Annotated in this window: 16 protein-coding genes; 6 read left to right on the top strand and 10 right to left on the bottom strand. The window is 41.1% G+C overall.

Annotated elements, in window-relative coordinates:
• The first annotated feature begins 84 nt into the window (after positions 1-84).
• The gene (locus I2I13_RS23725; RefSeq protein WP_195650702.1) at positions 85-933 is read left to right on the top strand and encodes an AraC family transcriptional regulator; all 849 of its coding nucleotides are present in this window, start codon (positions 85-87) and stop codon (positions 931-933) included.
• Between the two features lie 47 nt (positions 934-980).
• Here I2I13_RS23725 and I2I13_RS23720 read toward each other — a convergent pair whose 3' ends face one another.
• The 10 genes from I2I13_RS23720 to I2I13_RS23675 all read right to left on the bottom strand — a co-directional run bounded on the left by I2I13_RS23720 (position 981) and on the right by I2I13_RS23675 (position 16,546).
• Positions 981-2,573 carry a PCMD domain-containing protein gene (locus I2I13_RS23720; RefSeq protein ID WP_195650701.1) on the bottom strand — a complete coding sequence of 531 codons (1,593 nt, stop codon included), beginning with the start codon at positions 2,571-2,573 and terminating at the stop codon, positions 981-983.
• A 2-nt stretch (positions 2,574-2,575) separates the two neighbouring features.
• Positions 2,576-3,805 carry an efflux RND transporter permease subunit gene (locus I2I13_RS23715; RefSeq protein ID WP_195650700.1) on the bottom strand — a complete coding sequence of 410 codons (1,230 nt, stop codon included), beginning with the start codon at positions 3,803-3,805 and terminating at the stop codon, positions 2,576-2,578.
• Between the two features lie 4 nt (positions 3,806-3,809).
• Complete coding sequence (locus I2I13_RS23710) at positions 3,810-4,655, bottom strand: hypothetical protein (protein ID WP_074707822.1); 846 nt, start codon at positions 4,653-4,655, stop codon at positions 3,810-3,812.
• Between the two features lie 12 nt (positions 4,656-4,667).
• A complete protein-coding gene (locus I2I13_RS23705) occupies positions 4,668-5,411 on the bottom strand; it encodes a hypothetical protein (protein WP_004306842.1) in 744 nt (247 codons plus the stop codon).
• A gap of 7 nt (positions 5,412-5,418) precedes the next feature.
• Positions 5,419-7,590 (bottom strand): PCMD domain-containing protein, encoded by a 2,172-nt coding sequence (locus I2I13_RS23700; protein WP_074707820.1) that lies wholly within the window; start codon positions 7,588-7,590, stop codon positions 5,419-5,421.
• Positions 7,587-8,858 carry a DUF4493 domain-containing protein gene (locus I2I13_RS23695; protein WP_074707884.1) on the bottom strand — a complete coding sequence of 424 codons (1,272 nt, stop codon included), beginning with the start codon at positions 8,856-8,858 and terminating at the stop codon, positions 7,587-7,589. The genes I2I13_RS23700 and I2I13_RS23695 overlap by 4 nt, the downstream gene beginning before the upstream one ends.
• Before the next feature lie 8 nt (positions 8,859-8,866).
• On the bottom strand, positions 8,867-11,392 hold the full coding sequence (locus I2I13_RS23690; protein ID WP_195650699.1) for a DUF4493 domain-containing protein: 2,526 nt from the start codon (positions 11,390-11,392) through the stop codon (positions 8,867-8,869).
• Between the two features lie 291 nt (positions 11,393-11,683).
• Positions 11,684-14,659, bottom strand: a complete 2,976-nt coding sequence (locus I2I13_RS23685; protein ID WP_195650698.1) for a PEP/pyruvate-binding domain-containing protein — start codon at positions 14,657-14,659, stop codon at positions 11,684-11,686.
• A gap of 4 nt (positions 14,660-14,663) precedes the next feature.
• The gene (locus tag I2I13_RS23680; protein ID WP_117935352.1) at positions 14,664-15,305 is read right to left on the bottom strand and encodes an HNH endonuclease; all 642 of its coding nucleotides are present in this window, start codon (positions 15,303-15,305) and stop codon (positions 14,664-14,666) included.
• Between the two features lie 5 nt (positions 15,306-15,310).
• Positions 15,311-16,546 (bottom strand): AAA family ATPase, encoded by a 1,236-nt coding sequence (locus I2I13_RS23675; protein WP_195650697.1) that lies wholly within the window; start codon positions 16,544-16,546, stop codon positions 15,311-15,313.
• Between the two features lie 146 nt (positions 16,547-16,692).
• Between I2I13_RS23675 and I2I13_RS23670 the strand changes: the two genes are divergently transcribed.
• The 5 genes from I2I13_RS23670 to I2I13_RS23650 all read left to right on the top strand — a co-directional run bounded on the left by I2I13_RS23670 (position 16,693) and on the right by I2I13_RS23650 (position 25,067).
• On the top strand, positions 16,693-18,804 hold the full coding sequence (locus I2I13_RS23670) for a prolyl oligopeptidase family protein (protein ID WP_148365099.1): 2,112 nt from the start codon (positions 16,693-16,695) through the stop codon (positions 18,802-18,804).
• Between the two features lie 244 nt (positions 18,805-19,048).
• Positions 19,049-20,386 (top strand): NADP-specific glutamate dehydrogenase, encoded by a 1,338-nt coding sequence (gene gdhA / locus I2I13_RS23665; protein WP_074707804.1) that lies wholly within the window; start codon positions 19,049-19,051, stop codon positions 20,384-20,386.
• A 338-nt stretch (positions 20,387-20,724) separates the two neighbouring features.
• Positions 20,725-21,888, top strand: a complete 1,164-nt coding sequence (locus tag I2I13_RS23660; RefSeq protein ID WP_074707801.1) for a Xaa-Pro peptidase family protein — start codon at positions 20,725-20,727, stop codon at positions 21,886-21,888.
• Positions 21,889-21,970: 82 nt separating this feature from the next.
• A complete protein-coding gene (locus tag I2I13_RS23655; protein WP_195650696.1) occupies positions 21,971-23,527 on the top strand; it encodes an arylsulfatase in 1,557 nt (518 codons plus the stop codon).
• A gap of 13 nt (positions 23,528-23,540) precedes the next feature.
• Positions 23,541-25,067, top strand: a complete 1,527-nt coding sequence (locus I2I13_RS23650; protein ID WP_195650695.1) for an arylsulfatase — start codon at positions 23,541-23,543, stop codon at positions 25,065-25,067.
• Positions 25,068-25,210: the final 143 nt, after the last annotated feature.

The following is a 25,210-nucleotide window of genomic DNA, read 5'->3' as shown; positions in this document are numbered from 1 at the left end:
GGAGCTGTATGCGGTGAAAGTCGCACGTACAGTTCTTAATGGGGAAAGCGGCAGCAATGCCGCCGACCTACATAACAATGTATGATGAATAAAGAATTACCTAAAATAGACTTACCGGAAGAATGGCTCATTGGTACAGGCATCAATAAAGATTTACTCAACCTGTACACAAACTTTCCCTGCCGATTAAAATCGGAAATTTTTGTATTATGCATGAATGGAGAAATAGAGGCGTCAGTTAATCTGAATCGTATTACTGTACGCGCAAATGATTTCGTGACAATTATGCCTGGAAGTATTATTCAAATTCACAGCGTAGAGGGAGAACTAATACTTTATTTCGGTGGCTTCTCTTCTAAATACATAGAACATGCCAATTTAACCCCTACAGCCATTGATACGCTATTTGTAACATTGGGAAGACCAGTTATTCCATTAAAGCCGGAAGGTGCCAAATTACTAGAAGACTATTTACAATTTCTGATTAAACTTTATACTTTCTTTGATGAATCAACACGTAAAGGAATCACTCCACATCTATATAATAACATACATGCAGGAATAGCCGCCATGTATAAAAACCGGCTGCAAAATACAACTGAGAATCTATCAAAAAATGAGCTGATTTACAAGAATTTCACTCAACTAGTGATGCAAAATTATAATCAGACACGTAATGTAGCATGGTATGCCGAGAAACTAAAAATTACACACAACCACCTCTGTACTATAGTAAAACAGGTTACTGGGAACACATGCATAGAAATTATTTCTCACATGGTCATCATGGATGCCAAATCACAATTGAAATCGACAAGACTCTCTATTCAAGAAATTTCCGATTCACTCAATTTTGCCAACACATCGTTCTTCGGCAAATACTTTAAACGATATGTTGGCATGAGTCCATTGGCCTATAGGAATAATGGGTAAATGACCGGACACTAACAGATTATCTTCGTTATATGCTATAAAGCCAATCAGTTATCATAATCGTATTCCAGACTAAACTCATCCACATAAAGCACACTACCGGACGCTCCAGTAAAAAAATCACCATATTTGCTTGCAGAACATACCAGGACGATATAGGTTGGTTTTCTGTTCGTAGCCCTATATTCCAGTTTCAAGTCAAATTCCTTATACACGGCAACAGGAGTTCCCGATGTAAATTCAGCATAAGCAATCACATGCTTATCATTTTTATCAAACAATTTCCGGTTAGAAGGTTTGGTGCGTATTTCAATCGGACTATCCCAATCACCAATGGCAATATAGATCGAGCAGGTATCTGTCTTTCCTTTTAAATAATTATATTCAATGGAAGAGTTATCAATCACTCCGGGCTGGTACTTATAATATCCTTTCAAATGAGTAGGATAAGCAGAGAACGATTGCCCAAAGTTCAAGATACCATTTGTTCCGTCGGTTGCCACATATTTACCGACAAAGAGGTTACCGGCAGCTAATTTCCCGGCAGAACCCACTCCCACAAACTTAGACTCAAGTTTCGCAGCCCTACCGGTTGTTTTACCCGACCATATATCTTCGGTAGGAACAGAGTTGCTGTCACCTAAGGTTGTAGCTCCTTGATTTCCGGTATCCCAGAAAGGAGCTTCATTACTTCCCCACGGGTTCCAGACTTTACCACTCTGATTCCAATTATCAAATGTACCACCTGTTAAAGGAATCTCAGCAGTCGTTCTAAAAGTAATCTCTTCACCACGATCTTCTGTTCCATCCACCAAAGCACGACATACATATTCCGTGTCCGCTTTCAAATGCGGAACACAAACATAGAAGTTTACTCCATTCTGTACAACGATATCCTGATCTACCCTTGTCCATTCTTCTGATGAAGCTTCACGTATTTCAAAGCCGTTCACTACATCCTCCTGTCCTTCTCCATAAAGCCATGCTACATTAGTCCAGCCATCCGCCGAATTAGTAAAGACAACCTTATCCGTGATGAATGCGTACAAACTCCACTCTTCGGTTTTTCCTTTAAATGTCACATTTACTTTCTGCTCTTGTGTAAAGTCCTTCAAAGTGGTAAAGTCAGGCGAAACGGTAGAACTGATCGGCCCCAGCTTCAAATCTTTCACGGTTATTTTGTTGAGCATCGTATTTTTATTGACATAAACGATAGCTTGTCGAGCTTTTTCGTCAATCACGGCTCCTCCGACCTGATTCTTGACGCTAAATACTCGTTCGACGGTCTGGTTGGCTATAATCTTCCAGCGATAATCCTGATACAAAGACAATACCACTTCTTTAGGAGAAGACAAATCAATCGTTGTATTCACCTTCAAATCCGTATTAGCCTCTTCTGAATAATCGAAACGGGTGACAATCACTTTCTTCAAATCCACAGAATCGAGCAAGTCTACTGTCACCGTACGTTCTTCATTATTAATGACTGCACTACCAATCTGTCCATTCACCTCAAAGCCGGTAATAGACAATCTGACAACAGGATACGGCAAATCATTCTTGACGCATGATGAAAAAGCAAATGCAATGCAAATGCATATAATTAAGGATAAAAGTCTATTTCTGCCTTTACTTTTCATGATTACATACTTATAGTTAATCCTAAATTAATATCAAACAAATTTATTTTAAAGTTGGCTCCACCGTTCGTACGGGAAGCTTTCTCACCAAGATTATTCACCTGACTTTCCTTACGGTATTTCAAGCCTATCACTCCCACACTACATTCCACACTCACATTTTGCATAATAAAGACAGCCACTCCGGGATTAATCCCCAACTGTGCCTCAAATATATTCGTTTTGGTATTCTTCAAACTCTCGCCCGAACCTCTTGTAAACTCCGAATGTCCGAATCCCAAACGCAGATTGGTTTCATTGAACAATCCGAAACGTTTTCCCGGATCCAACCCGATATAGGAGCTATGGAAAAAAGTGCAATTATACAACTCTTCTTTCAACTTCAATTCCTTGAGAGTGAAATTCACGTCATCATCAATCTTAAAACTAACATTGCCTAAATGACCGTCCGTATGCTTATAACCGAGCTTTACACCCACTACCTGATTATCTTTGAAAAAATAACCGATAAAAGGAGCCACATTAATGGTACGTGCTTCAAAATCAAAATCATCGAGATAAGTAAACAATAATTTGGAGTCCTCACTGTTATAATCCCAAAACGAAAAATCCGTACCAAATATCCATTTTCCTTTAGGCATAAAGCGATAATTCACAATGCCACGATCAAACCGCCCTACCCTTTTGATTCTCAATAAATCAATGCCTCGCTTGGTCTCTAACGTATCACTTTTCCAATCGAACTCTCTTTTAACTGTTTCAACCGTGTGAACCGGAAGTGCAGCTGTTATTTTACTATCCTGTTTACGCTCCGACAATACAAGGTCACAAATCGTTCCTTCTAACTTCAAAGGAGTATTGACAACATCAGAAGCCAATTTTATATCCGTTGAAGAAACTGGCGGAACAGCTACTGCTTCTCTCTTAGACGCAACCTTCTGCCTTTTATCTGCCTGCTTTTTATCTACAAACTTCCCCACTGGTCTTTCTTCAGGCTTCTTCACAACCTTTTCCACAGAATTCTCTGCTGGAGACACGTTTTCCTCCACTTCTCCAATTATCTGGCGGGCAGAGTCCACAGCAGCTTCAGGTACCTGATAAGTATCCTCTACTGATGACAATACCTCCTGTTTGTCTTCCTGTCCCTCACTTTTTATTCCATAAAAGAATACCAAGCCGGCACATACAACCAGAAGCAGGAACAGTAATATGTATTTTTTTCTATGTCTCATAAAATCATAAGCAAATCGTCAATCCCAAACTAATATTGAAAGGATTCACCCTAAAGTTAGATCCACCCGTCATCCGTTTTCCCGTCTCTCCCAGATTATTTTTCTGTTTTTCCTGCCTGTAACGAATGCCGGCTATTCCGAGCGAACATTCAATACTTACATTTTGCATAATAAAAACAGCCAATCCCGGATTTATTCCCAATTGCACCTCAAATATATCTGTTTGAGTATTAACCAAATTTTCGTCTACACCACGGTCGAATTTAGACTTTCCAAAATTGAATGTCAAGGCAGTCTCATTGAACAATCCAAATCGTTTACCGGCATCCAAACCTACATAAGAGCGATGGAAGAACGACACGTTATACAAATTTTGTTCCAACTTTAAATCTTTCAAAGAGAAATCGACATCATCATCGATTTTCAACGTGATATTATTCAAGGCTCCTCGCATATTCCGGTATCCGAACTTCAATCCCAACACCATATTATCACGGACAGCATAGCCTCCATATACAGAAAAATTCAGATTACGCCCATCACAATCAAAATTATCAAAATAGGCAAACAGCAGTTTATTATCCGCACTATTATAATCCCAGTATGACATTGTGAAACCAGAGATCCACTTCCCTTTAGGAATGAAACGATAGTTCATGATTCCACGATCATAACGTCCGATACGTTTGATTCGCAGGAAGTCCAAGCTCCCTTTTACTGGTAGCGTATCCTTCTGAAAAACGGGGACAGAATCTTCTACCTCCAACGATTGACAAACCGTTTCTGTCTTTCCCCACAAAGAGAAAAAGAATACAGACACCAGCACTGTTACCAATAACCGTTTATACATTCGTCCTGTTTTTTAAAGGTAAAAAGCTATTCCCAGTCCTATACTGAAAAGATTAATTTTAAAATTGGCACTCATCGACGAACGGTTGCTTTCGTAAATCCGGTCCGTCACCTGATGGGTTCGGCTGACATTCAGTCCCAACACCCCAATGCTTACTTCCACTGCCGTATAATTATTGATAAAGGCAACCAAACCCGGACTCAAACCAACACTTGCATCCAAAGAAGTCTGATATACTCCTGTCAGGTCATCCCCTTTACCGTTCACCACTTTTGAAACAGAACCTCCCAATTCTAACTGCACTTCATTGAATAATGCAAAACGCTTGCTAGTACCTAAATTGATGTAATTTCTCAAGACAGCAATTCCCGAATAAGAGTTCTTCAATTCATACAGGTTACTAATATCAAAGTTGGTATCTTCATCAATATTTACACTGATATTATTTAGCTTGGTATACGTCCGGCTATACATAAAACGTCCACCTGCAGCTACATTATCTTTAAAAGCATAACACAATACCGGACTCACTTTAAAAGCATACCCTTCCCCACTCAAATTCTCTATCACCAGAAACTGATAGTTATCATTTGAGTATTGAGAATAAGAAACTGAACTACCCACAATCCATTGTCCCTTAGGAATGAAAGTTCTCATTTCTATATTCCGTTTGAACTCCTGTTGCGCGCATGTTTGCGTCGTTCCAACAATTATTCCCAAGATTATCAGGAATGAAGTTTTGATAAAGTAATTCATACTTTGCTTATTCATAAATTAATTCCAAATCATCAAGCCACAAAGTACTGCCCGTACTTCCGGTAAAATAATCTCCATATCTACTTGCACTACCCACTAAAATAATATCAGTCGGTTTACGGTTAGAGCGATAGTTAATCGGGATCTCCAGTTTTATCAATCCTTCACCCTCCGTCGACTCTTTAAGAATACACTCTCCATAGCCTATCACATTTGAAGAATTTGAATCAAAAAGCTGCCTGTCAGCAGGCTTTGTCTTAACAAGTACCGGTATATCCGTTTCTCCGTCAAAAGTCTGATGTGGCCAGTCGCCCAATGCTATATAAATAGAGCCCATATCTTTACTGTTTTTCGGTAACTCACCCAATGTTGAATAGTCCACTGTACCAGCTACATATCTATAATAAAGCACCAATTTCGATGGACGTGAAGTGAAAGGACGTCCAAACCGTAAAATACCGTCTGTACCATCTATTTTCAGGAACTTCCCGACAAATATATTTCCGGCAGCAAAAGCACCAATTCCAAAAAGAGCCACATATTGAGACTGTAATTTTGCAGAATAATTCCCACTGTGCTTAATGGCTGCATCATACGTTGTCACATTCTTATTCAATGTAGCAGAACCCGTATTACCACTATCCCAAAACATTTCTCCACCACTCTTATAGATATAAAGAGGCGAATCTCCATGCCAGTCTTCAAATCCAGCATTCGGCAATTGTGCAGGAGCTTCTGTAGTGAATTGTTTTGTTTCTTTCGCTGCAACAGTACCAGCCATTGCCTGATATTCATAGGTTATACCAGGTTCAAGTCCGGTTATTTGACTCGTAAATATTTTATTATTCAACACAGCCTGATTCGAATACATCCAATCATTGGAACCAATCGCCCGGTAACGGAAATTCATCTCTGTAACTGAAGCAACCAGACTACCATACAGAGTGGCTTTTGTTGACCAAACATCGTTCTGTGTAGCAATATCCTCGGTAGCAACCAAAGCATCTGTAGCAATAACCGTCAACGTTTTCGCTCTATCTTTTCCATTCCGGTCCCTTACTTCAATGTCAAATCGATAGGTGTTATTACCGTCATCGATCGAATTAGTCATTATCTCTCTCAAGTTTTCCTTAAATGCAAACTGAACCTTTGTCATATCCGCATTAAATTGGATACTAAATCCAAGATTATCCAGTTCTCTTATCTGAACTTCAGTCAATTCCATCAAGTCGAAAGAAGAAAAATGGGTAATTCCCAACCGTGCAAAATCCGCACTCGTCACTTTCAATTCAGTAAAAGGCACACTAGCAGCCATCCGCACAACAATAGGTGTTTCCTTGTCGAATTGCGCACGATAAACTGCATTATCCAACTCGTAAATCTGATCATTCTCGATTATCTTAATAACAGGACGTGCCAGTATATCTACTTTCTCATCCGTCGTCAAAGCTGTCTCAACCACATTTACGGAAATCATGCCACCACCCACTTCAGAGGAAGAATTACTAAAAGTCAAATCATATCTGGTTGCTTTCCGTACCAGATTAATAACTCCACTTTTGGTTATTTCTGTTCCACTGCCGTTAAGTTGCCCTACAAGGTTCCATCTTAATTGGTTTTCATCATCCAACAGCATAAAATATCCTAGTTGGGATATGTTATCCTGTGTATATTCCAAAGTTCCCAATCGGTTACTCACTGTAATTTTATAAGTAGGAAATGCCTCCTGTAATTCGTCAGACAGAGCCAGACTGACTACTGTATTGCGAATGCCACACACTACTGATTCCGAAATAGCCGTCCCTTTTGAAATTGTAAACTCTTTCGTCCCCTTGAAATAAGAATCGGTAAAAGATGCAGCTACGGAATCACCCGCAGTAACTTCCGCTTTATAATTGTCGGGAACTAACAGTATTTGTTCCGGCATTTCATCTAAAGTGGCGAATTTACGCACCAAGCCCTCCGCGTTACGGATATACACTTTACACTTCTGGAGCAATTCTTCATCAGTAAGCGTAGCTCTCGTCTTTCCGGCAGAAACAGTAGGTAATTCACGTTGAACACCTATCTTCAAAGATAATGCGCCCTCTCCATTATTTGTCAGGTCACTTTCACGGCAGGAGACACAAACAAGTCCAACAATGAAAGCTATAACTAATATATGTATCAGTTTTTTCATTCTGTTTTCTTTGCTATTGATTTCAATGCTAAAGTAGCTGTTCTGGTATTATTTGCCTGATCGACAACGGTAATAATAAAATTATGAGAAGCAAGTCCATACAATCCGAGTAGCGGCGTAAACTGTGTAATATCAAACACCAAATATTTCACTCCGATCACTTCACTGCCCACTGGGAAACCTAAGCTCTTCAACGCTTTTTCCAAATCTGCATCTGCAGGGTGTGCCAAATCAAATTCAGAAGACAAACCTACTGACTTCAGTATTTCAGGTGTCAAAGTCTCCGAATCAATCTTCACTTTCAAATTTTGAATACCATTATCTGCTGTGATATTAACAATAATGGTTTTGGTTTCGTCTTTCTCTACTTCTATCTCATCCATTATATTGAAACCTTGTCCTACGATTGTCGGTGCACTTGTTCCAGGATTTACGGATGGATCTTCCGGCAATATATCTTCTGCTCCCGGATTAGCCCAAGCAAGTAAATCCACTTTCTTACATACTGCATCCAGCTTTACGCTTAATCCCATGTCACCCACTGAAGGTATCTCCAGATTAAACACAATGTTCCGGTGCTCTCCACCTTTCACATTGCTGAAACTGGTTTGCTCTTCTGTCCATTCCCCATCTACCGTTCCCTGGAAATGAACAATAATGATATTGCTTACTTCGGCAGCTTCAAAGAATCCGGCACGTCCACTTCCAATATCGGTATTATTAAAAGTCAGTTCACCTGTACCGACTTTTATTGTAATGGACTGGTCACCACCTACTTTCTGTTTCAAATCATCATTGAGGTCGACTGTCACCATTATATTCTGCAAGAAACATTTGATTACATCAACCGATGTAACCTCATCTTTTTTTATTGTAAAAGTTTGGGTTCCTTTATAGAAAGGTTTTTCCCATTCAGCAGGTTTTACGTCATGTGATAATGCTTCAATCTTATAGTTACCCACATTCAAGGTTAAGATTTCGGGCATGTCCCTATATCTTGTATATTCCTTTACCAATAAATTATTATCAGTCGAATAAATCCGAATGATATAATCATCTGTATTGATTGCTTTACCGTCTGCACGTGACAGCACATCCACAGAAACAGAAACACTTGTTCCCGCAAGTCTTACCTGTCCTTCACCTTGATTTGTATTCCCGGTTCCTTCGTCGTCCCTTCCAAAATCAGGGTTATCATTCATACAAGCACTGCATAATCCTAAAATGCTTGCCAAACATATAAAAACGAGTTTTTTTATTGCTTTCATATTACTCATTACTTATATTCTAATATTATATTTTTATCTATATACAATTCACTACCAGTAGAAATAGCTTCACCCTTATTATCCGTTGTTTTAATCTTATTGTCTTCAACACTTTGAGTGTTTGAAGCATTGGAAGAAGAGGCAAACATCACCCTTAAATGAGTCGCTTTTTTCTCAAACATCGTATTATAAGTTAAGTCCACCGTGAATTCCTTTTGAGAACTCGTCGCTGTTAAGACTTCACTACCTTCGGCTAACTTTAATGTTTGTCCTCCTTCGCGGTTTTCTACTATTACAGTTACAATTCCGCCCTGATCGTTATTAGCTACATAAGTATAAGTGCCTTTCAGCTTTATCGGACGGGAAGTGAAGGATATGCCTTCATTATAGATTTCTACATTAGTAGAATGGTTATAACTATAACTTCCCAGGAAAAGCTTACCGGCAGAATGATGACCATGAGTAGGAGGCGTCAAATCATTAAGAGTACTTGCACCAATCGCATTTCTTGATGGAGGGTCACTTGTTGCCACAGTCCAAGCCACATTACGCATCAGAATGCCATTACTTTGTTTCATACTTGAAGGAATCATATACCAAGTGTTCTTAACACCACTAATAGGTACTGTCTTTTCATTTACTGTAGCCCAAGATTCATTTTCATCAAAATCAAGTGCTGTTAAATTTGTTGTATCAAATCTATTATCTCCCCAAAAAGAACTATGATTATACTTTCCTCCTTTATTAATAGTTCCACTAAAGATTGTCTTACCCCATCCTTGCGTGAAATCCGGAAGCTGTATTACACTCTCTGTTACCTGCATAACAGGAATTGAATAAGTCGTACCATCATCACAAGTCGTTCTGAAATAATAAGTAGTTCCCGGAGTAAGTCCTGAAATGACAGCCTTTCCAGTGGTTGCATCAAGTTTCAAATCTTTGGCATCCACTTTCGTCCACGTACTTCCATTCAAAGAAATATATGCTTCAATAGCACTCATCACATTAGACATATCTTCGGCATATTCAGGTACAATCGTCATTTCGGCCGTATACGACCACACATGAAACGGTTCGAGAATAACACTATAAGAAGGTATAATAACAGCTACGGAAACGATGGCCGATTTCAAACCGTTATATTCAGCTTGGAAGTCTTTGGCTACAACTCCCATATCAATACCACTTGCTTTTATATTGTAATATCCTTCTTTTCCTTCTATCGGAGTGATAACCGTATTGTTAATCAAAGTCATCACACCATAATAACGATAATAGAGCTTAATATTCTGCGGATTGCCTTCTTTCAGTTTCACCGGAATTGTCACTTCTTTACTCTTCATCTTCACAGGATCCGTAGGTAGCAACATAAAGTTCTTAGGCGTTGTTATATTCAACACATAATCTTCACTTTGCTTACCATAAGTACTGGTGGCACTCAAATAGAATAAATGAGTATCATTATTATCCGTAATATTCAGATTAGGAATCAAACCAGTAAAATTAATAATACCCATCTGATCCTGATTAATACCAAAGCCAATCAACTTCACACCTGATTTGTCCAGCAATGCTTGATCTTCAGGAGTAAGTGCCGCCAGATTAAATCCTTCCTCCGGCCAATCGGGTAAATTAGGAGAAGTAGTTCTAAGAATACATTTCGTAAAACCGCCCAAAGAAGTCAACAAAGCCGATAACTGATTCGATTCAATCGGATTACCGTCCCACTGATTACCATCATTACTTGTTTTCTCAAATCCGGTCAATGTGAAATAAGGAGGTTTAATATTCAATGCTTTATCCGAAATATCCAAAGTAATGGGTCTGACTTCCGTTACACGGTCAAAGACAATGCTCAACATGGCTTTACCAGCATCCACATTCATTTGCAAATGATAATGATGTTGAGCTAACGCCTCCTCAATGGTAGCCACTTCAACGGTAGTCGGACTTAGTCCGCCATTCACTTTCGTGAAAGTCAGTTTTACTGAAATTCTACCCGGCTTCACATAAGCAGCACGCGTTTCTCCGGACGAAAAAGAAACTTCACTTCCCAACTCTGCCTGTACAGTAGAAGAATAAGTCTTAAAATACTGTTTGAAATCATCCGTGTATTCAATACTTATTTTAGTATTGGCCAATTTACAAGTAGTTTCCACGGGAGTAGTCTCGCCACCACGGATATTAAAATCGGTAGTACCCTCATAATAAGGAGAATCAAAGCCTTCCTTCTCAATGTCACCATAGAAAGCTTTCAAGGTATAACTTCCTACCGGGAAAGTAGTGTCTTCATCATAGTCACTCAATTTATCCCAGGAAGCCTGCACTTTGTCACCTTGCAACACGGAAATAGAGAAATCTTGTATGGAAGGCAGTACTTCCTCACTCGAGCGTGTCGTAACATCTGTCACCGAAGAATTTGCGGATAGATGCAAGCTCATTCCACCAAAAGCACCCGAACGATTTTCATCGTTTACACAACTGCACAATAATACAATCTCTAAAAATAAAATAAACTTCAAAATACCCTTCATACCGAATTAAATACGCCTTTAAATAATACGGAGTCCCTCTCTCTGAAATCAAAGATAAGCTTAAATACCTAATATACAGGTGCTATCTTGTAAACTAGCCGCAAAAATACAGTTTTATTTCTTTATAATAAAGTATCTAAAGAAAGTTTTATTTTCGAATATGAAAAGAAGACCACAATTAAGGCCTAGAATATGAAAAATGAAACATTTTTAAGAGATATAACATAGAAGTTCTGTCTTTCAGATGAAAAACAGAACTTCATTATATAATAAATTGAACGTTAATAAAGCTTATTTATCAACGCCTGGCATCAAGACTACTCCCAACTTCTTCTTGCCGTCCATTTTGACTACCACAGGTTTTTCAAAGCGAACGTGACGGAGATAGTTCGTTTCCTGCACTGCTGGTTGTGCATTGAGGAAATCCTGATTATAAACTCCATCATTCATAAAGGCGTTGATCGTGAAATATCCCACCCCGAAAGAAGTCAGGTTCTGAAAAAAGTGTGTCCCCTGACTGGGATCTACCCGGTAATTAGTCAGACCGGCTTCCACAATCACACGGGCAGCCGAAATATGAGGCCACTTCACCGGAATACCCAGCCATGTATCACTGCTTCCCCAACGACCCGGACCAACGAGCACATAATTCTTTCCTTCGTTCAGGAACTGTTGATTGATCTTTTCTATCTCCCAGGCAATCGTCTGATTATTGGAAGCACTATAATTGTCGGTTTTTACATAAACCACATCATATACCTCATTCATAATACCGTGTCCCAACGAATTATACGAACGGAGAATCACATCTTCATCAGGAATCTCATTCAAATCCTCGTCCAGCATTTCTTTACTGTCTACGATAGGACGGATCTGCAACAGATAGAAAGTTCCGGATTTATCATGTTCGCGACTTAACGTTGCTGCAAATTCAATTTCAACCGGACGACGCATCTCCTGTTCACCATATTTCAATACCAACTGCAGAATACGAGCCAACGGGAAAACATCATGTTGCAAGATATTAGCAAAAGTAATCACCTTACGTCCTCCCGGATATAAACCATCACGAATAATCTGATCGTACGGATCGTAGGTAGAAGCAATATAACGCAGAGCACCGTCACTTTCCGCCTCTTTGACATGAAGTTTCAGCAAATTAAAACCATCGTCGATAGAAAAATCATGTCCGGCATTTTTCAAATCCAATGCATAAAAACGAGTTTGAGTCTCCTTGAGGGCTATTTCCATTTCACTGGTTTGCAACACCTGATTGGGATGATAGGGAGAAAAACGAAGGGTCATGCCACCGTCAACAATATATTTTCCTAATCCCAAAGCCAGATTAACCGTTCCTTCTTCGGCTTTTTCATCTCCTAAAGGATAATAATTCAGTGAACGGGCCACACCGGACATAGACGGATAATAACGATCGCCGTACTGGTTTCCAACTACTTCCTGTAAGATAACAGCCATTTTCTCCTGATCGATTACATTCGAAGTGGCTTGCATATACGCTTTGCTGTCACGGAAATAAACCGAAGCATACACCCCTTTGATAGCATCAGAGAGCATCCGCAACATTTCATAGCGGTCGTCCAGATAAGGAATCATGTAGGTGTTATAAATTCCGGCAAACGGCTGATAATGAGAGTCTTCCAACAAGGAAGAAGAACGAATGGCAATCGGAGACTTCACTACATCGAAGAAAGTGAAAAAGTCCTCTACCAATCGGTCAGGCAACTTTGCCTTCAGAAAGTATTTCAGAATCGTAGCATCATCCGCATCTGACAGTGCAATCTGATACAGATTATTAGTATCCATAAATTCATCAAACACATCCGTACAAAGCACCACTGTTTTCGGAATAGCGATACGCGCATTTTCAAACTCGTCGAACTCCGGATGACGCTTCACCATATTATCAATAAATGCCAGTCCACGTCCTTTTCCTCCGAGAGATCCATCCCCGATACGGGCAAAGTTAGAATAACGGTCGAAGCGGTCGCGCTTAAAGACCGCCACGACTCCCTGGTTCTTCATCTTACGATACTTCACAATCGCCTCAAAGATGATTTTACGGTGAGCATCCACATCCTGAAGACTATTCCAGGTTATCGGTTTCAAAAATTCAGCTACCGGGAACATGGCACGCGAATAAAACCAACGCGACACGTGATTCCGACTGATATGATATAAGAAGGACTCCGCAGGTACGGCAAAAAGAATATTTTGCAGCTCCTTCAAATTCCGGACGCGGGCAATCTCCTCCCCTGTATCCGGATTCCGGAAAATAAAATCACCAAAACCAAAATTATCGGAGACAATACGGCGCAAATCAACGTCCATCTTCTTGGAGTTCTTGTCGATAAAGCTGGCACCATACTTGGCTGCATAAGACGAATTTTCAGATTCGGAAGACTGGATAATCAAAGGAACAAACGGATCATTCTTACGTATCTCCGCACACAGCTTGATACCTGCCAGACCGTCTTTCTCCCCCCGTTCCACTTTCGGGAAACGGACGTCAGTGATTACCCCCAATATATTATTCTGATACTTATGATAGATTTCCATCGCCTCCTGATACGTACGTGCCAACACTATTTTAGGACGTCCGCGCATACGGAGCGTACGCTGGTGAGCATTCAAGGCTTCAGTAGAGAATTCCTGACTCTGCTTCAACACGAATTTATACAGATTCGGCAAAATAGAAGAATAGAAACGAATACCATCCTCCACCAAAAGAATCAACTGCACACCGACCTCCTGCACATCGTGTTCCAGATTCATCTTGTCCTCTATCAACTTGATGATAGACACCAACAAGTCAGTATTACCCAACCAGCAAAATACATATTCAAACGCACTTAAATCTTCATTGATAATCCGTTTAGTAATACCATGACTGAAAGGAGTCAGGATGACAATAGGAATATGCTCGTATTTCTCTTTGATGTGACGGCCGATGTCGAAACTGTCATTATCCCCCGTGCTCGGCATACAAATCACCAGATCAAACGACATGTTTTCCAACTGTGACAGTGCTTCCTCCTCCGTAGACACCTGCGAGAAACGAGGTGGATAGCGCAGAGACAAAGAAGTGTATTCATTGAAAATCTTCTCATCAATGCGCCCGTCATCCTCCAACATGAAAGCATCGTAAGGATTAGCGATTAATAACACGTTAAAAATCCGCCTTGTCATCAAGTTAGCGAATTGTGTATCTTTGAAGTAAAGCTGGTTTAATTTATATTTACTAAGCATAAAGTCATTCTCCTTTCTTATTCCAAATCGTCATATCTCCAAAATCATGTTTCAGCAGATCGTTACTATGAATAATGGCATATTTAAATCCCAAATATTCACTACGAATATCCAACAACTCCTTTATAACCGGATAATAATCTTCTTTCTTACCTGACATATATTCATTAACAGCATAAGAGAAAAAGTTCATTTTTTGAATAAACTCATCATAAAATCGTTGTTCACGACAGTTCCTATAAGGTAGTTTCCCATTAAATAATAAATTCAACAACTGAATCGTTGAAAGCACTTCGGAAGTCGCATGGTCACTATTAAATATTACTTTCTGATTGACAAAGTCATTCGAATGCCTTATTATAGTCTCTATGTCATAATGGATCGGATCTAAGATATCATCATACTTATTCGATTTTTTATTATTGCAGTATCCACAAGCTACAAATAAGTTTTCCCATGTTTGTTTCAAGTCTCCATTATTAGCTTGCGACTTGAAATGTTCTACTTGGTAATCTGTTGTCAAATGCCGTTCGCACAAATAACATTTATCATTCTGATCCATCAGTAATTGTTTGCAGACTTCGTCCGTATTATAACTTTTATCTAAAGTTTGTGGCTTATCCGCATTCTTACAAATTCTAATCATCTTAATTAATTCTTATTTTGCCACTCTCTTTTCAGATCATAATATTTAGCTTTAACTGCAGGAGCTACTGCCTCCGGAATCTTATCAAAATCTTTCAGATACATATCCAATTCACTTTTATCCGAAACAGAAAGCTGCTCTGCACGAATCAACTCTTCCAGCCGTTGTAAACGCATTTGAATTTCACTGGAATCTGTGCGAACACCAAAATAACCTTCCGCTAATGCTTCATAAGAATAATCCGTTAAATCTTCAATCGGTTCACGATGTTCCAAATCAAAAGCAACAGCATTCTCTAAAGAATTAAGAATAAAAGGAGAATAAGTAGTAACAATAAACTGTATATTAGGGAAAATAGCAGTCAACATCGGCAAGATCATTCGCTGTAGTTCCAAATGAAGATGTGTTTCTATTTCATCAATCAACACAATTCCCTCTTTCTCGTATGCACGTACCACATTATCCTGCGATTGCATTTTTAAGATTAAATCGGCTACGATGTCCAATGCAGCTGAATATCCTGCTGACAACTCCGTGAATTTAAACGATTTTCCACGTGTTTGAATGAGGAAAGAGTAATCTTTATAATTGAAATCAAGTTCCAGGGTTGTATCATTAAATATCTGACGGAGGATATTACGAAAACCGACAAACCATTGACGAATATAATCAGCATCCTCCATTTTTCCTTCATTACGGGCTAAGGCTTCTTGCACTTTACAGTCAACCATAAAATTCAAGAACTGATCTACTTTATTGTGTGTCAGATCAGTTTTCATTTCCAAATCCGGTTTAATCGGATTCTTAGGTTCTACAAAAAGAGATCTACGTTCATCTGCATAATAGGCTATGATAAAATCTTGACTTAGAAAATCCTTAGAGATGGAATATATATCATGGAATGAAAGTTCCACTTTTCCATACATTTCTTCAATTCTAGTTTTATAATGTTCAATACTATCCTGATTAGAGACAATATCTCGCAAATTATTAGCGGCCTTAGCCGTTTGCAACCATGTTCGATGAGATATTAAATTCTTTTTAACATCTAAAAAGCTCAACGTCTTATCATTGCAAACCTTGCTCAAATGCTCCACAATTGCATTCAACAAAATAGTCTTACCACTTCCGTTCTTTCCCGTAATAATCAGATGTTTTTTCTCATTTTCAGAAATTGGAATACAAAAGTTTTCCAAATGAAAAATGTGATTAACCTTGATATTCGTAATAAAATTACCCATAGTCCTTTATACTTGATGATTACTTTTGCAAAGTTAATTTTTTAAATCTCATTTTCCATCATCTTCTTTATAAAGTTTACTTGTTTATCTCTTATTATTTTGTAGATTTGTAACTTTAAGTTTATTCAAAAAGACTTTTTATTCACATGAAAAAAGTAACTTTATTAATGAGTGGAATCATGGTGATGTCATGCGCTCCCCAACAGAAAAAGCTAGTCTACCCCGAGACAGCGAAGGTAGACACCGTAGACGTGTACTTCGGTACACAAGTTCCCGACCCTTACAGATGGTTGGAAAATGACACCAGTGCAGCTACTACTGCCTGGGTAGAAGCACAAAACAAAGTAACGAATGAGTATCTAAGCCAGATTCCGTTCCGGGAAAACTTGTTGAAACGATTGACCACACTGGCCGATTACGAGAAAATCAGTGCGCCAATCAAGAAACATGGCAAATATTACTTCAGTAAAAATGACGGCCTGCAGAACCAGAGTGTATTCTACGTACAGGATTCACTGGACGGCGAGCCTCGCGTTTTCCTCGACCCGAACAAGCTCTCGGACGATGGCACAGTGGCACTGACCGGTCTTTATTTCTCAAACGACGGCAAATATACCGCTTACAGTATCTCACGCAGCGGATCGGATTGGTCTGAAATATTTGTCATGGACACTGAAAGTGGCAAGTTATTGGAAGACCACATCGAATGGGCCAAATTTACCGGTGCCGCCTGGCAGGGAGACGGATTCTATTACAGCGCCTACGATGCTCCCGCCAAAGGAAAAGAATTCTCCAACGTAAACGAAAAGCACAAAATCTATTATCACAAAATAGGTGAACCGCAATCGAAAGATAAACTGATTTATCAGAATCCGGCTTATCCGAAACGTTTCTATACAGCCAGCACCAGCGAAGACGAACGTATTCTCTTCCTCACAGAATCCGGTGCCGGAAGAGGGAACAACTTATTTATACGAGACCTGAAAAAGCCGAATTCTCCTTTCATCCAACTGACTACCGACCTCGACTACCAATACTACCCGATTGAAGTGATAGGCGACCAGATTTATATTTATACTAACTATGGCGCACCGAAAAACCGGATCATGGTAGCCGACATCAACCGTCCGAAACTGGAGGACTGGAAAGAACTCGTTCCCGAATCGGAAGCCGTTCTTTCAAACGCAGAAGTGATCGGTGGCAAACTGTTCCTTACTTACGACAAAGATGCTTCGAACCATGCATACGTTTACGGGCTCGACGGCAAGCAGATTCAGGAAATCCAACTGCCGTCACTCGGTTCGGTAGGCTTCAGCGGCAACAAAGACGATAAAGAATGTTTCTTCGGATTCACTTCATTCACCATTCCGGGTGCCACTTATAAATATGACATGGATCAGAACACCTATGAACTATACCGTGCACCGAAAGTACAGTTCAACTCGGATGATTTTGTGACGGAACAAGTATTCTTTGCCAGCAAAGACGGTGTAAAAGTCCCGATGTTCCTTACCTATAAGAAAGATCTGAAGAAAGACGGAAAAAATCCTATATTCCTTTACGGATACGGTGGTTTCGGCATCAGCCTCAACCCTGGTTTCAGTGCAATGCGCATCCCATTCCTCGAAAATGGCGGTATCTACGCACAAGTCAACCTGCGTGGTGGCAGCGAATACGGTGAAGACTGGCACGTAGCCGGAACTAAGATGCAGAAGCAGAATGTATTCGACGACTTCATCTCTGCTGCCGAATATCTTATCAACGAAAAATATACGAACAAAGATAAAATCGCCATTGTAGGTGGCTCCAACGGTGGTCTGCTGGTAGGTGCCTGCATGACACAGCGTCCGGACCTGTTCCGTGTAGCAATTCCGCAGGTAGGCGTGATGGATATGCTACGCTATCATAAATTTACTATCGGCTGGAACTGGGCAAGCGATTACGGAACAAGCGAAGACAGCAAAGAAATGTTTGAATACCTCAAAGGCTATTCTCCATTACACAACCTGAAACCGGGCACGAAATATCCGGCAACACTGGTGACCACTGCCGACCATGACGACCGCGTGGTTCCTGCCCATTCATTCAAATTTGCCGCTACGCTGCAAGCAGACAACGACGGTACAAACCCGACACTGATCCGCATTGACAGCAAAGCAGGTCACGGTGCAGGTAAACCGATGGCAAAAGTACTTGAAGAACAAGCAGACATCTACGGTTTCATCATGTACAACCTAGGGATGAATATTAAGTATTAGGTATTAGCGCTGAATACTTACATTAAATATTAGGTATAAGGTATTAAGTATAAGTCTATGCGGTTTGCAGCGCAGCCTAATACTTAATACCTTATACTTTATACCTAGCACTTGTTCCTACTATCATTTTATCATTATTTAATCAAAATAATGGCATAAAATCAATCACATCTGAAAATTTTTCCTATATTTGCAGTGAGTTAGTTGACATTTTATCAGAATTAACCTTTTAAAATATAGTATCATGAACATCCAGAAAATCATGTCCTCTTTGGAGGCTAAGCATCCCGGTGAATCTGAATATCTTCAGGCAGTGAAGGAAGTTCTTCTTTCTATCGAAGATATATACAATCAACATCCTGAATTTGAAAAAGCTAAAATCATAGAAAGATTGGTAGAACCTGACCGTATCTTCACTTTCCGTGTGACATGGGTGGACGATAGAGGCGAGGTACAGACCAATCTCGGCTATCGTGTACAATTCAACAATGCGATAGGTCCTTATAAAGGTGGTATCCGTTTCCATGCATCCGTTAATCTTTCCATTCTGAAGTTCCTCGGTTTCGAACAAACATTCAAGAATGCACTGACTACCCTGCCTATGGGTGGCGGTAAAGGCGGTTCCGATTTCTCTCCACGCGGTAAGAGTAATGCCGAAATCATGCGTTTCTGCCAGGCATTTATGCTGGAGTTGTGGCGCCATCTCGGGCCGGACATGGATGTGCCTGCCGGTGACATCGGCGTAGGAGGACGTGAAGTGGGCTATATGTTCGGCATGTACAAAAAACTAACTCGTGAATTTACCGGTACATTCACCGGCAAAGGATTGGAATTCGGCGGTTCATTGATTCGTCCGGAAGCTACCGGTTTCGGAGGACTGTATTTTGTCAATCAGATGCTTCAGGCAAAAGGGATTGATATAAAAGGTAAGACAGTGGCAATTTCCGGTTTCGGCAACGTTGCCTGGGGAGCAGCTACTAAAGCTACCGAACTAGGTGCAAAAGTAATCACGATTTCCGGTCCGGACGGATATATCTACGATCCGGATGGTATCAGCGGTGAAAAAATAGACTATATGCTCGAACTTCGTTCTTCGGGTAACGATATTGTGGCTCCTTATGCCGAACAATATCCGAACGCAACCTTCGTAGAAGGAAAACGCCCGTGGGAAGTGAAAGCAGACATCGCACTTCCTTGCGCCACCCAGAACGAATTAAATGGAGAAGATGCTCAAAATCTCATAAAAAATGACGTACTTTGCGTCGGAGAAATTTCCAACATGGGATGTACCCCTGAAGCTATCGATCTTTTCATTGAACATAAGACGATGTACGCTCCGGGTAAAGCGGTCAACGCAGGTGGTGTAGCCACTTCCGGTCTGGAAATGTCTCAAAACGCAATGCACCTTAGCTGGAGTGCTGCCGAGGTGGACGAAAAGCTCCATGCAATCATGCACGGCATCCATGCACAATGCGTGAAATACGGCACGGAACCCGACGGATATATTAATTATGTGAAGGGTGCCAACATTGCCGGGTTTATGAAAGTAGCTCACGCAATGATGGGACAAGGCGTTATTTAATAATTGAAAATTGAGAATTAAAAATTAAAAGAGTTTGGTAGTGGACTATGTTAGTCAACAAGACATTTATTTTTCAATTCTCAATTTTTAATTCTCAATTTATTCAAGGACTTTGTTTAGTTGTATTTGTATTTGTGGTTTGCGCTGCTCGCCTCCTGTGACAGGACGCGGGTAGCGCTATTTTTTTGAGATTAACGTTATTTTCGCTGGAATTAATTATCTTTGTGGCATAATAGGTTAAATAATAGTTTGTGAATTTGTTATATGCGATAAATAACTCACAACTAATAATTTACTATTATTGGTTTTGTAATTAATAATCAAGTAATAAATAAAAAATGCTACAACCCGAATTGAAATTTCGCCGTGACAAAATTCGCAGCCTGATGGTGTCACAGGGCATCGACGCCGCACTTATCACTTGTAATGCAAATTTAATTTACACGTATGGCTGTGTAGTCAGTGGCTATCTTTACCTCCCCCTTCATTCGCCTGCACTATTATTTTTTAAACGTCCTAATAACATCACAGGAGAGCACTCATTCTCTATCCGCAAACCGGAACAAATCGTTGATCTGCTGAAAGAACAAGGATTGCCGATGCCAACCAAACTGATGTTAGAAGGTGACGAACTTCCTTATACGGAATATTGTCGTCTGGCCAGTCTCTTCCCGGAAGCGGAAGTGGTAAATGGTACCCCGTTGATTCGCCAGGCGCGCAGTGTGAAAACACCTGTAGAAATTGAAATGTTCCGCCGCTCCAGCATTGCTCATGCAAAGGCTTATGAGCAGATTCCAAGTGTATACCGTCCCGGTATGACGGACATTGAATTTTCCATCGAAATAGAACGTCTGATGCGCCTGCAAGGTTGTCTTGGAATTTTCCGGGTATTCGGACGCAGTATGGAAATATTCATGGGTAGTGTACTGACTGGAGACAATGCCGGTTACCCCTCTCCTTACGATTTTGCCTTAGGCGGTCAGGGACTTGATCCTGCCTTGCCGGGAGGAGCAAATAAAACTCCGTTAAAAGAGGGACAAAGCGTTATGGTGGACTTAGGTGGCAACTTCAACGGCTACATGAACGATATGAGCCGTGTATTCTCCATCGGCAAACTGCCCGAAGAAGCTTACACCGCCCATCAAGTTTGTCTGGATATCCAGGAAAAGATTGCTTCCATTGCCAGACCGGGCATTGCCTGTGAAGTGCTTTACGACACAGCAATCGAAGTAGTCAAAGCAGCCGGATTTGCCGACAAATTTATGGGAACAGGACAACAAGCCAAGTTTATCGGTCACGGCATCGGACTTGAAATTAATGAAGCTCCGGTACTGGCTCCCCGCATAAAGCAACCATTAGAACCGGGTATGGTCTTTGCCCTCGAACCGAAAATCGTTATTCCGGGTGTAGGTCCCGTAGGTATTGAGAACTCCTGGGTAGTGACCAACGAAGGAATCGAAAAACTGACAAACTGCAATGAAGAAATCATTGAATTAAGTTAAACAGACAATGAAAAAGATGTGTCCGGCAAAGAACAGGCACATCTTTTTCTACTAATAATAACACACTTAACCCCCAAAAACAATGAAACAACCTTTCATTCTAACCCTTGTTTCCTCTGTTACCTGCGCTGCAACAGCCGCCAACAAAGCACCGGAAAACACCACACCGACAAAGTCAAAAACACCCAACGTTGTATTTATCTATGCCGACGATCTCGGCTACGGCGATCTGGAATGTTACGGAGCTAAAAACGTACAGACACCCAACGTCAACCGACTGGCAAAATCGGGAATCCTTTTCACCAATGCTCATGCAACAGCCGCCACCAGCACCCCTTCCCGCTACTCCATGTTGACCGGAGAATACGCATGGCGCAAAGAAGGAACGGATGTAGCGGCAGGAAATGCCGGAATGATTATCCGTCCCGAACAATACACCATGGCAGATATGTTCAAAAGTGTCGGTTACGCCACTGCCGCAGTAGGCAAATGGCATCTGGGACTCGGAGATCAAACCGCCACTCAAGACTGGAATGCTCCGTTACCTTGTGCACTGGGCGATTTAGGTTTCGACTATCATTACATTATGGCAGCTACAGCCGACCGTGTACCTTGTGTGTACATCGAAAACGGGAAAGTAGCCAACTATGATCCGAGTGCTCCCATCGAAGTCAGCTATCAAAAGAACTTCGAGGGTGAACCAACCGGAAAAAGTAATCCTGAATTACTTTATAACCTCAAGCCAAGTCACGGTCACGATATGTCGATCGTTAATGGAATTTCACGCATCGGTTTTATGAAAGGCGGTGGAAAAGCACTCTGGAAAGACGAAAACATTGCAGATTCACTTACCACACACGCCATTCGATTCATCGAGGACAACCAAAACAAACCTTTCTTTCTCTACTTTGCCACCAATGACGTACATGTGCCCCGCTTTCCTCACGACCGTTTCAGAGGAAAAAATCCGATGGGATTAAGAGGCGACGCTATCGTACAGTTCGATTATTGTGTCGGTGAAATCCTGAATGCACTCGAAAAACTGGGATTAAGAGAAAATACACTCATTATTCTTTCAAGTGACAACGGCCCGGTAGTAGACGACGGATACGATGACAAAGCAGAGGAACTGCTCAACGGTCATAGTCCTGCGGGACCGCTACGGGGCAACAAATATAGTGCCTTCGAAGGAGGAACCCGTATTCCTGCCATCGTCAGCTGGCCTGCAGGAGTAGAAAAAGGAATGACTTCAGACTTATTGGTTTCACAAGTGGACTGGCTCGCCTCTCTCGCTTCCCTGACCGGAGCTACGATGCCTAAGAATGCCGCACCGGATAGTTACAACTATCTGGGAAGTTGGCTGGGTAAAGAAAAGACAGACCGCCCGTGGGTGATAGAGCAGGCTTCCAATCACACACTGTCCGTCCGCACCAAAGACTGGAAATACATCGAACCGAATGACGGACCGAAAATGATTCAATGGGGACCGAAGATAGAAACCGGAAACTCTAAAGAACCCCAGCTTTATAAGATGAAAGAAGTGAAAGAGATAACCAACTATGCAAAGAATATGCCGGAGAAAGTGGCAGAACTGCAGGGTATCCTTCAAAGCGTACGTGAAGGAAATGTTTCATTTTAATGACAACAACATCATGAATCATCAATCAATCCCATTGATAGGCAGCATCCTGCTTCTATCTACCCTATCTGCCAACGGACAGAAAAAAAATACCCAGCCCAATATCCTCTTCATCCTTTGTGACGATATGGGATATGGAGACTTGGGATGCTACGGTCAACCATTTATCCGCACCCCTCATATAGACGCCATGGCCAGTGAAGGAATGCGTTTTACGCAAGCATACGCAGGAAGTCCCGTCAGCGCCCCTTCCAGAGCTTCATTCATGACAGGACAACATTCAGGCCATTGTGAAGTACGAGGTAACAAGGAGTACTGGAAAAATGCACCGATCGTGGAATATGGACAGAATAAAGAATACTCAATAGTGGGGCAACACCCTTATGATCCCGACCACGTAATCCTGCCGGAGATCATGAAAGATAACGGCTACACCACAGGTATGTTCGGCAAATGGGCCGGAGGTTACGAAGGCTCCTGTTCCACTCCCGACAAACGAGGGATAGACGAATACTACGGTTATATCTGTCAGTTTCAGGCTCATCTTTATTACCCTAATTTCCTGAACCGTTATAGTAAAGCATTGGGTGACACCGGAGTGGTACGTGTAGTGATGGATGAAAACATCCAATATCCGATGTATGGTCCCGACTACCTGAAACGTCCGCAATATTCGGCCGACATGATCCACCAGAAAGCATTGGAGTGGCTGGATCAGCAAGACGGTAAACAGCCGTTTTTCGGCGTATTGACTTACACCTTGCCTCATGCGGAACTCGTTCAGCCGGAAGATTCTATCCTGAATGAATACAAAGCTAAATTCAACCCGGATAAAGAATTTAAGGGAAGCGAAGGCTCACGATACAACGCCATCACGCATACACACGCCCAATTTGCCGGAATGATTACCCGCCTGGACTATTACGTGGGCGAAGTTTTGAAAAAACTGAAAGAAAAAGGACTGGACGAAAACACATTGGTTATTTTCTCCAGTGACAACGGCCCTCACGAGGAAGGCGGAGCCGATCCTACTTTCTTCGGCAGAGACGGAAAACTACGCGGACTGAAACGTCAATGTCACGAAGGAGGAATACGTATTCCATTTATCGCCCGTTGGCCGGGACACATACCTGCAGGCGAAGTAAATGATCACATCTGTGCATTTTATGATTTAATGCCGACGTTCTGCGAAGTCATTGGTATCAAAGACTACGAAAAGAAATATCGCAATGAGGAAAAAGAAGTCGATTATTTCGATGGGATTTCTTTCGCTCCCACACTGCTGGGTAAAAATAAGCAAAAGAAACATGACTTTCTGTATTGGGAGTTTGATGAAACAGACCAGATTGCCGTACGCATGGATGATTGGAAAATGGTAGTGAAAAAAGGAACACCGTTCCTCTATAATCTAAAAACAGATATTCATGAGGATCATGACATAGCACTCCAACATCCGGATATCGTGAAAAAGATGAAGACTATCATCTTTGAACAACATACTCCGAATCCTCATTTTTCGGTGACGTTGCCCAAACGGTAAACGTACGGATAAAGAAATAATGAGTAATCAGCAGTTGGAAAGCAAGTTATCATTCATTTCCGTACCGTTTTCACCACAGAGGACACGGAGGACACAGAGTTTTCAGAGTTCTAATTCAGAGATTATTATAACCTCTGTGTCCT

Source organism: Bacteroides sp. D55t1_190419_B8 (assembly GCF_015558905.1).
In the GTDB taxonomy this organism is placed as follows: Bacteria; Bacteroidota; Bacteroidia; order Bacteroidales; family Bacteroidaceae; genus Bacteroides; species Bacteroides vicugnae.
Note: the sequence above shows the minus strand (reverse complement) of the source record. Positions and strands in the feature narration are given on the sequence as shown.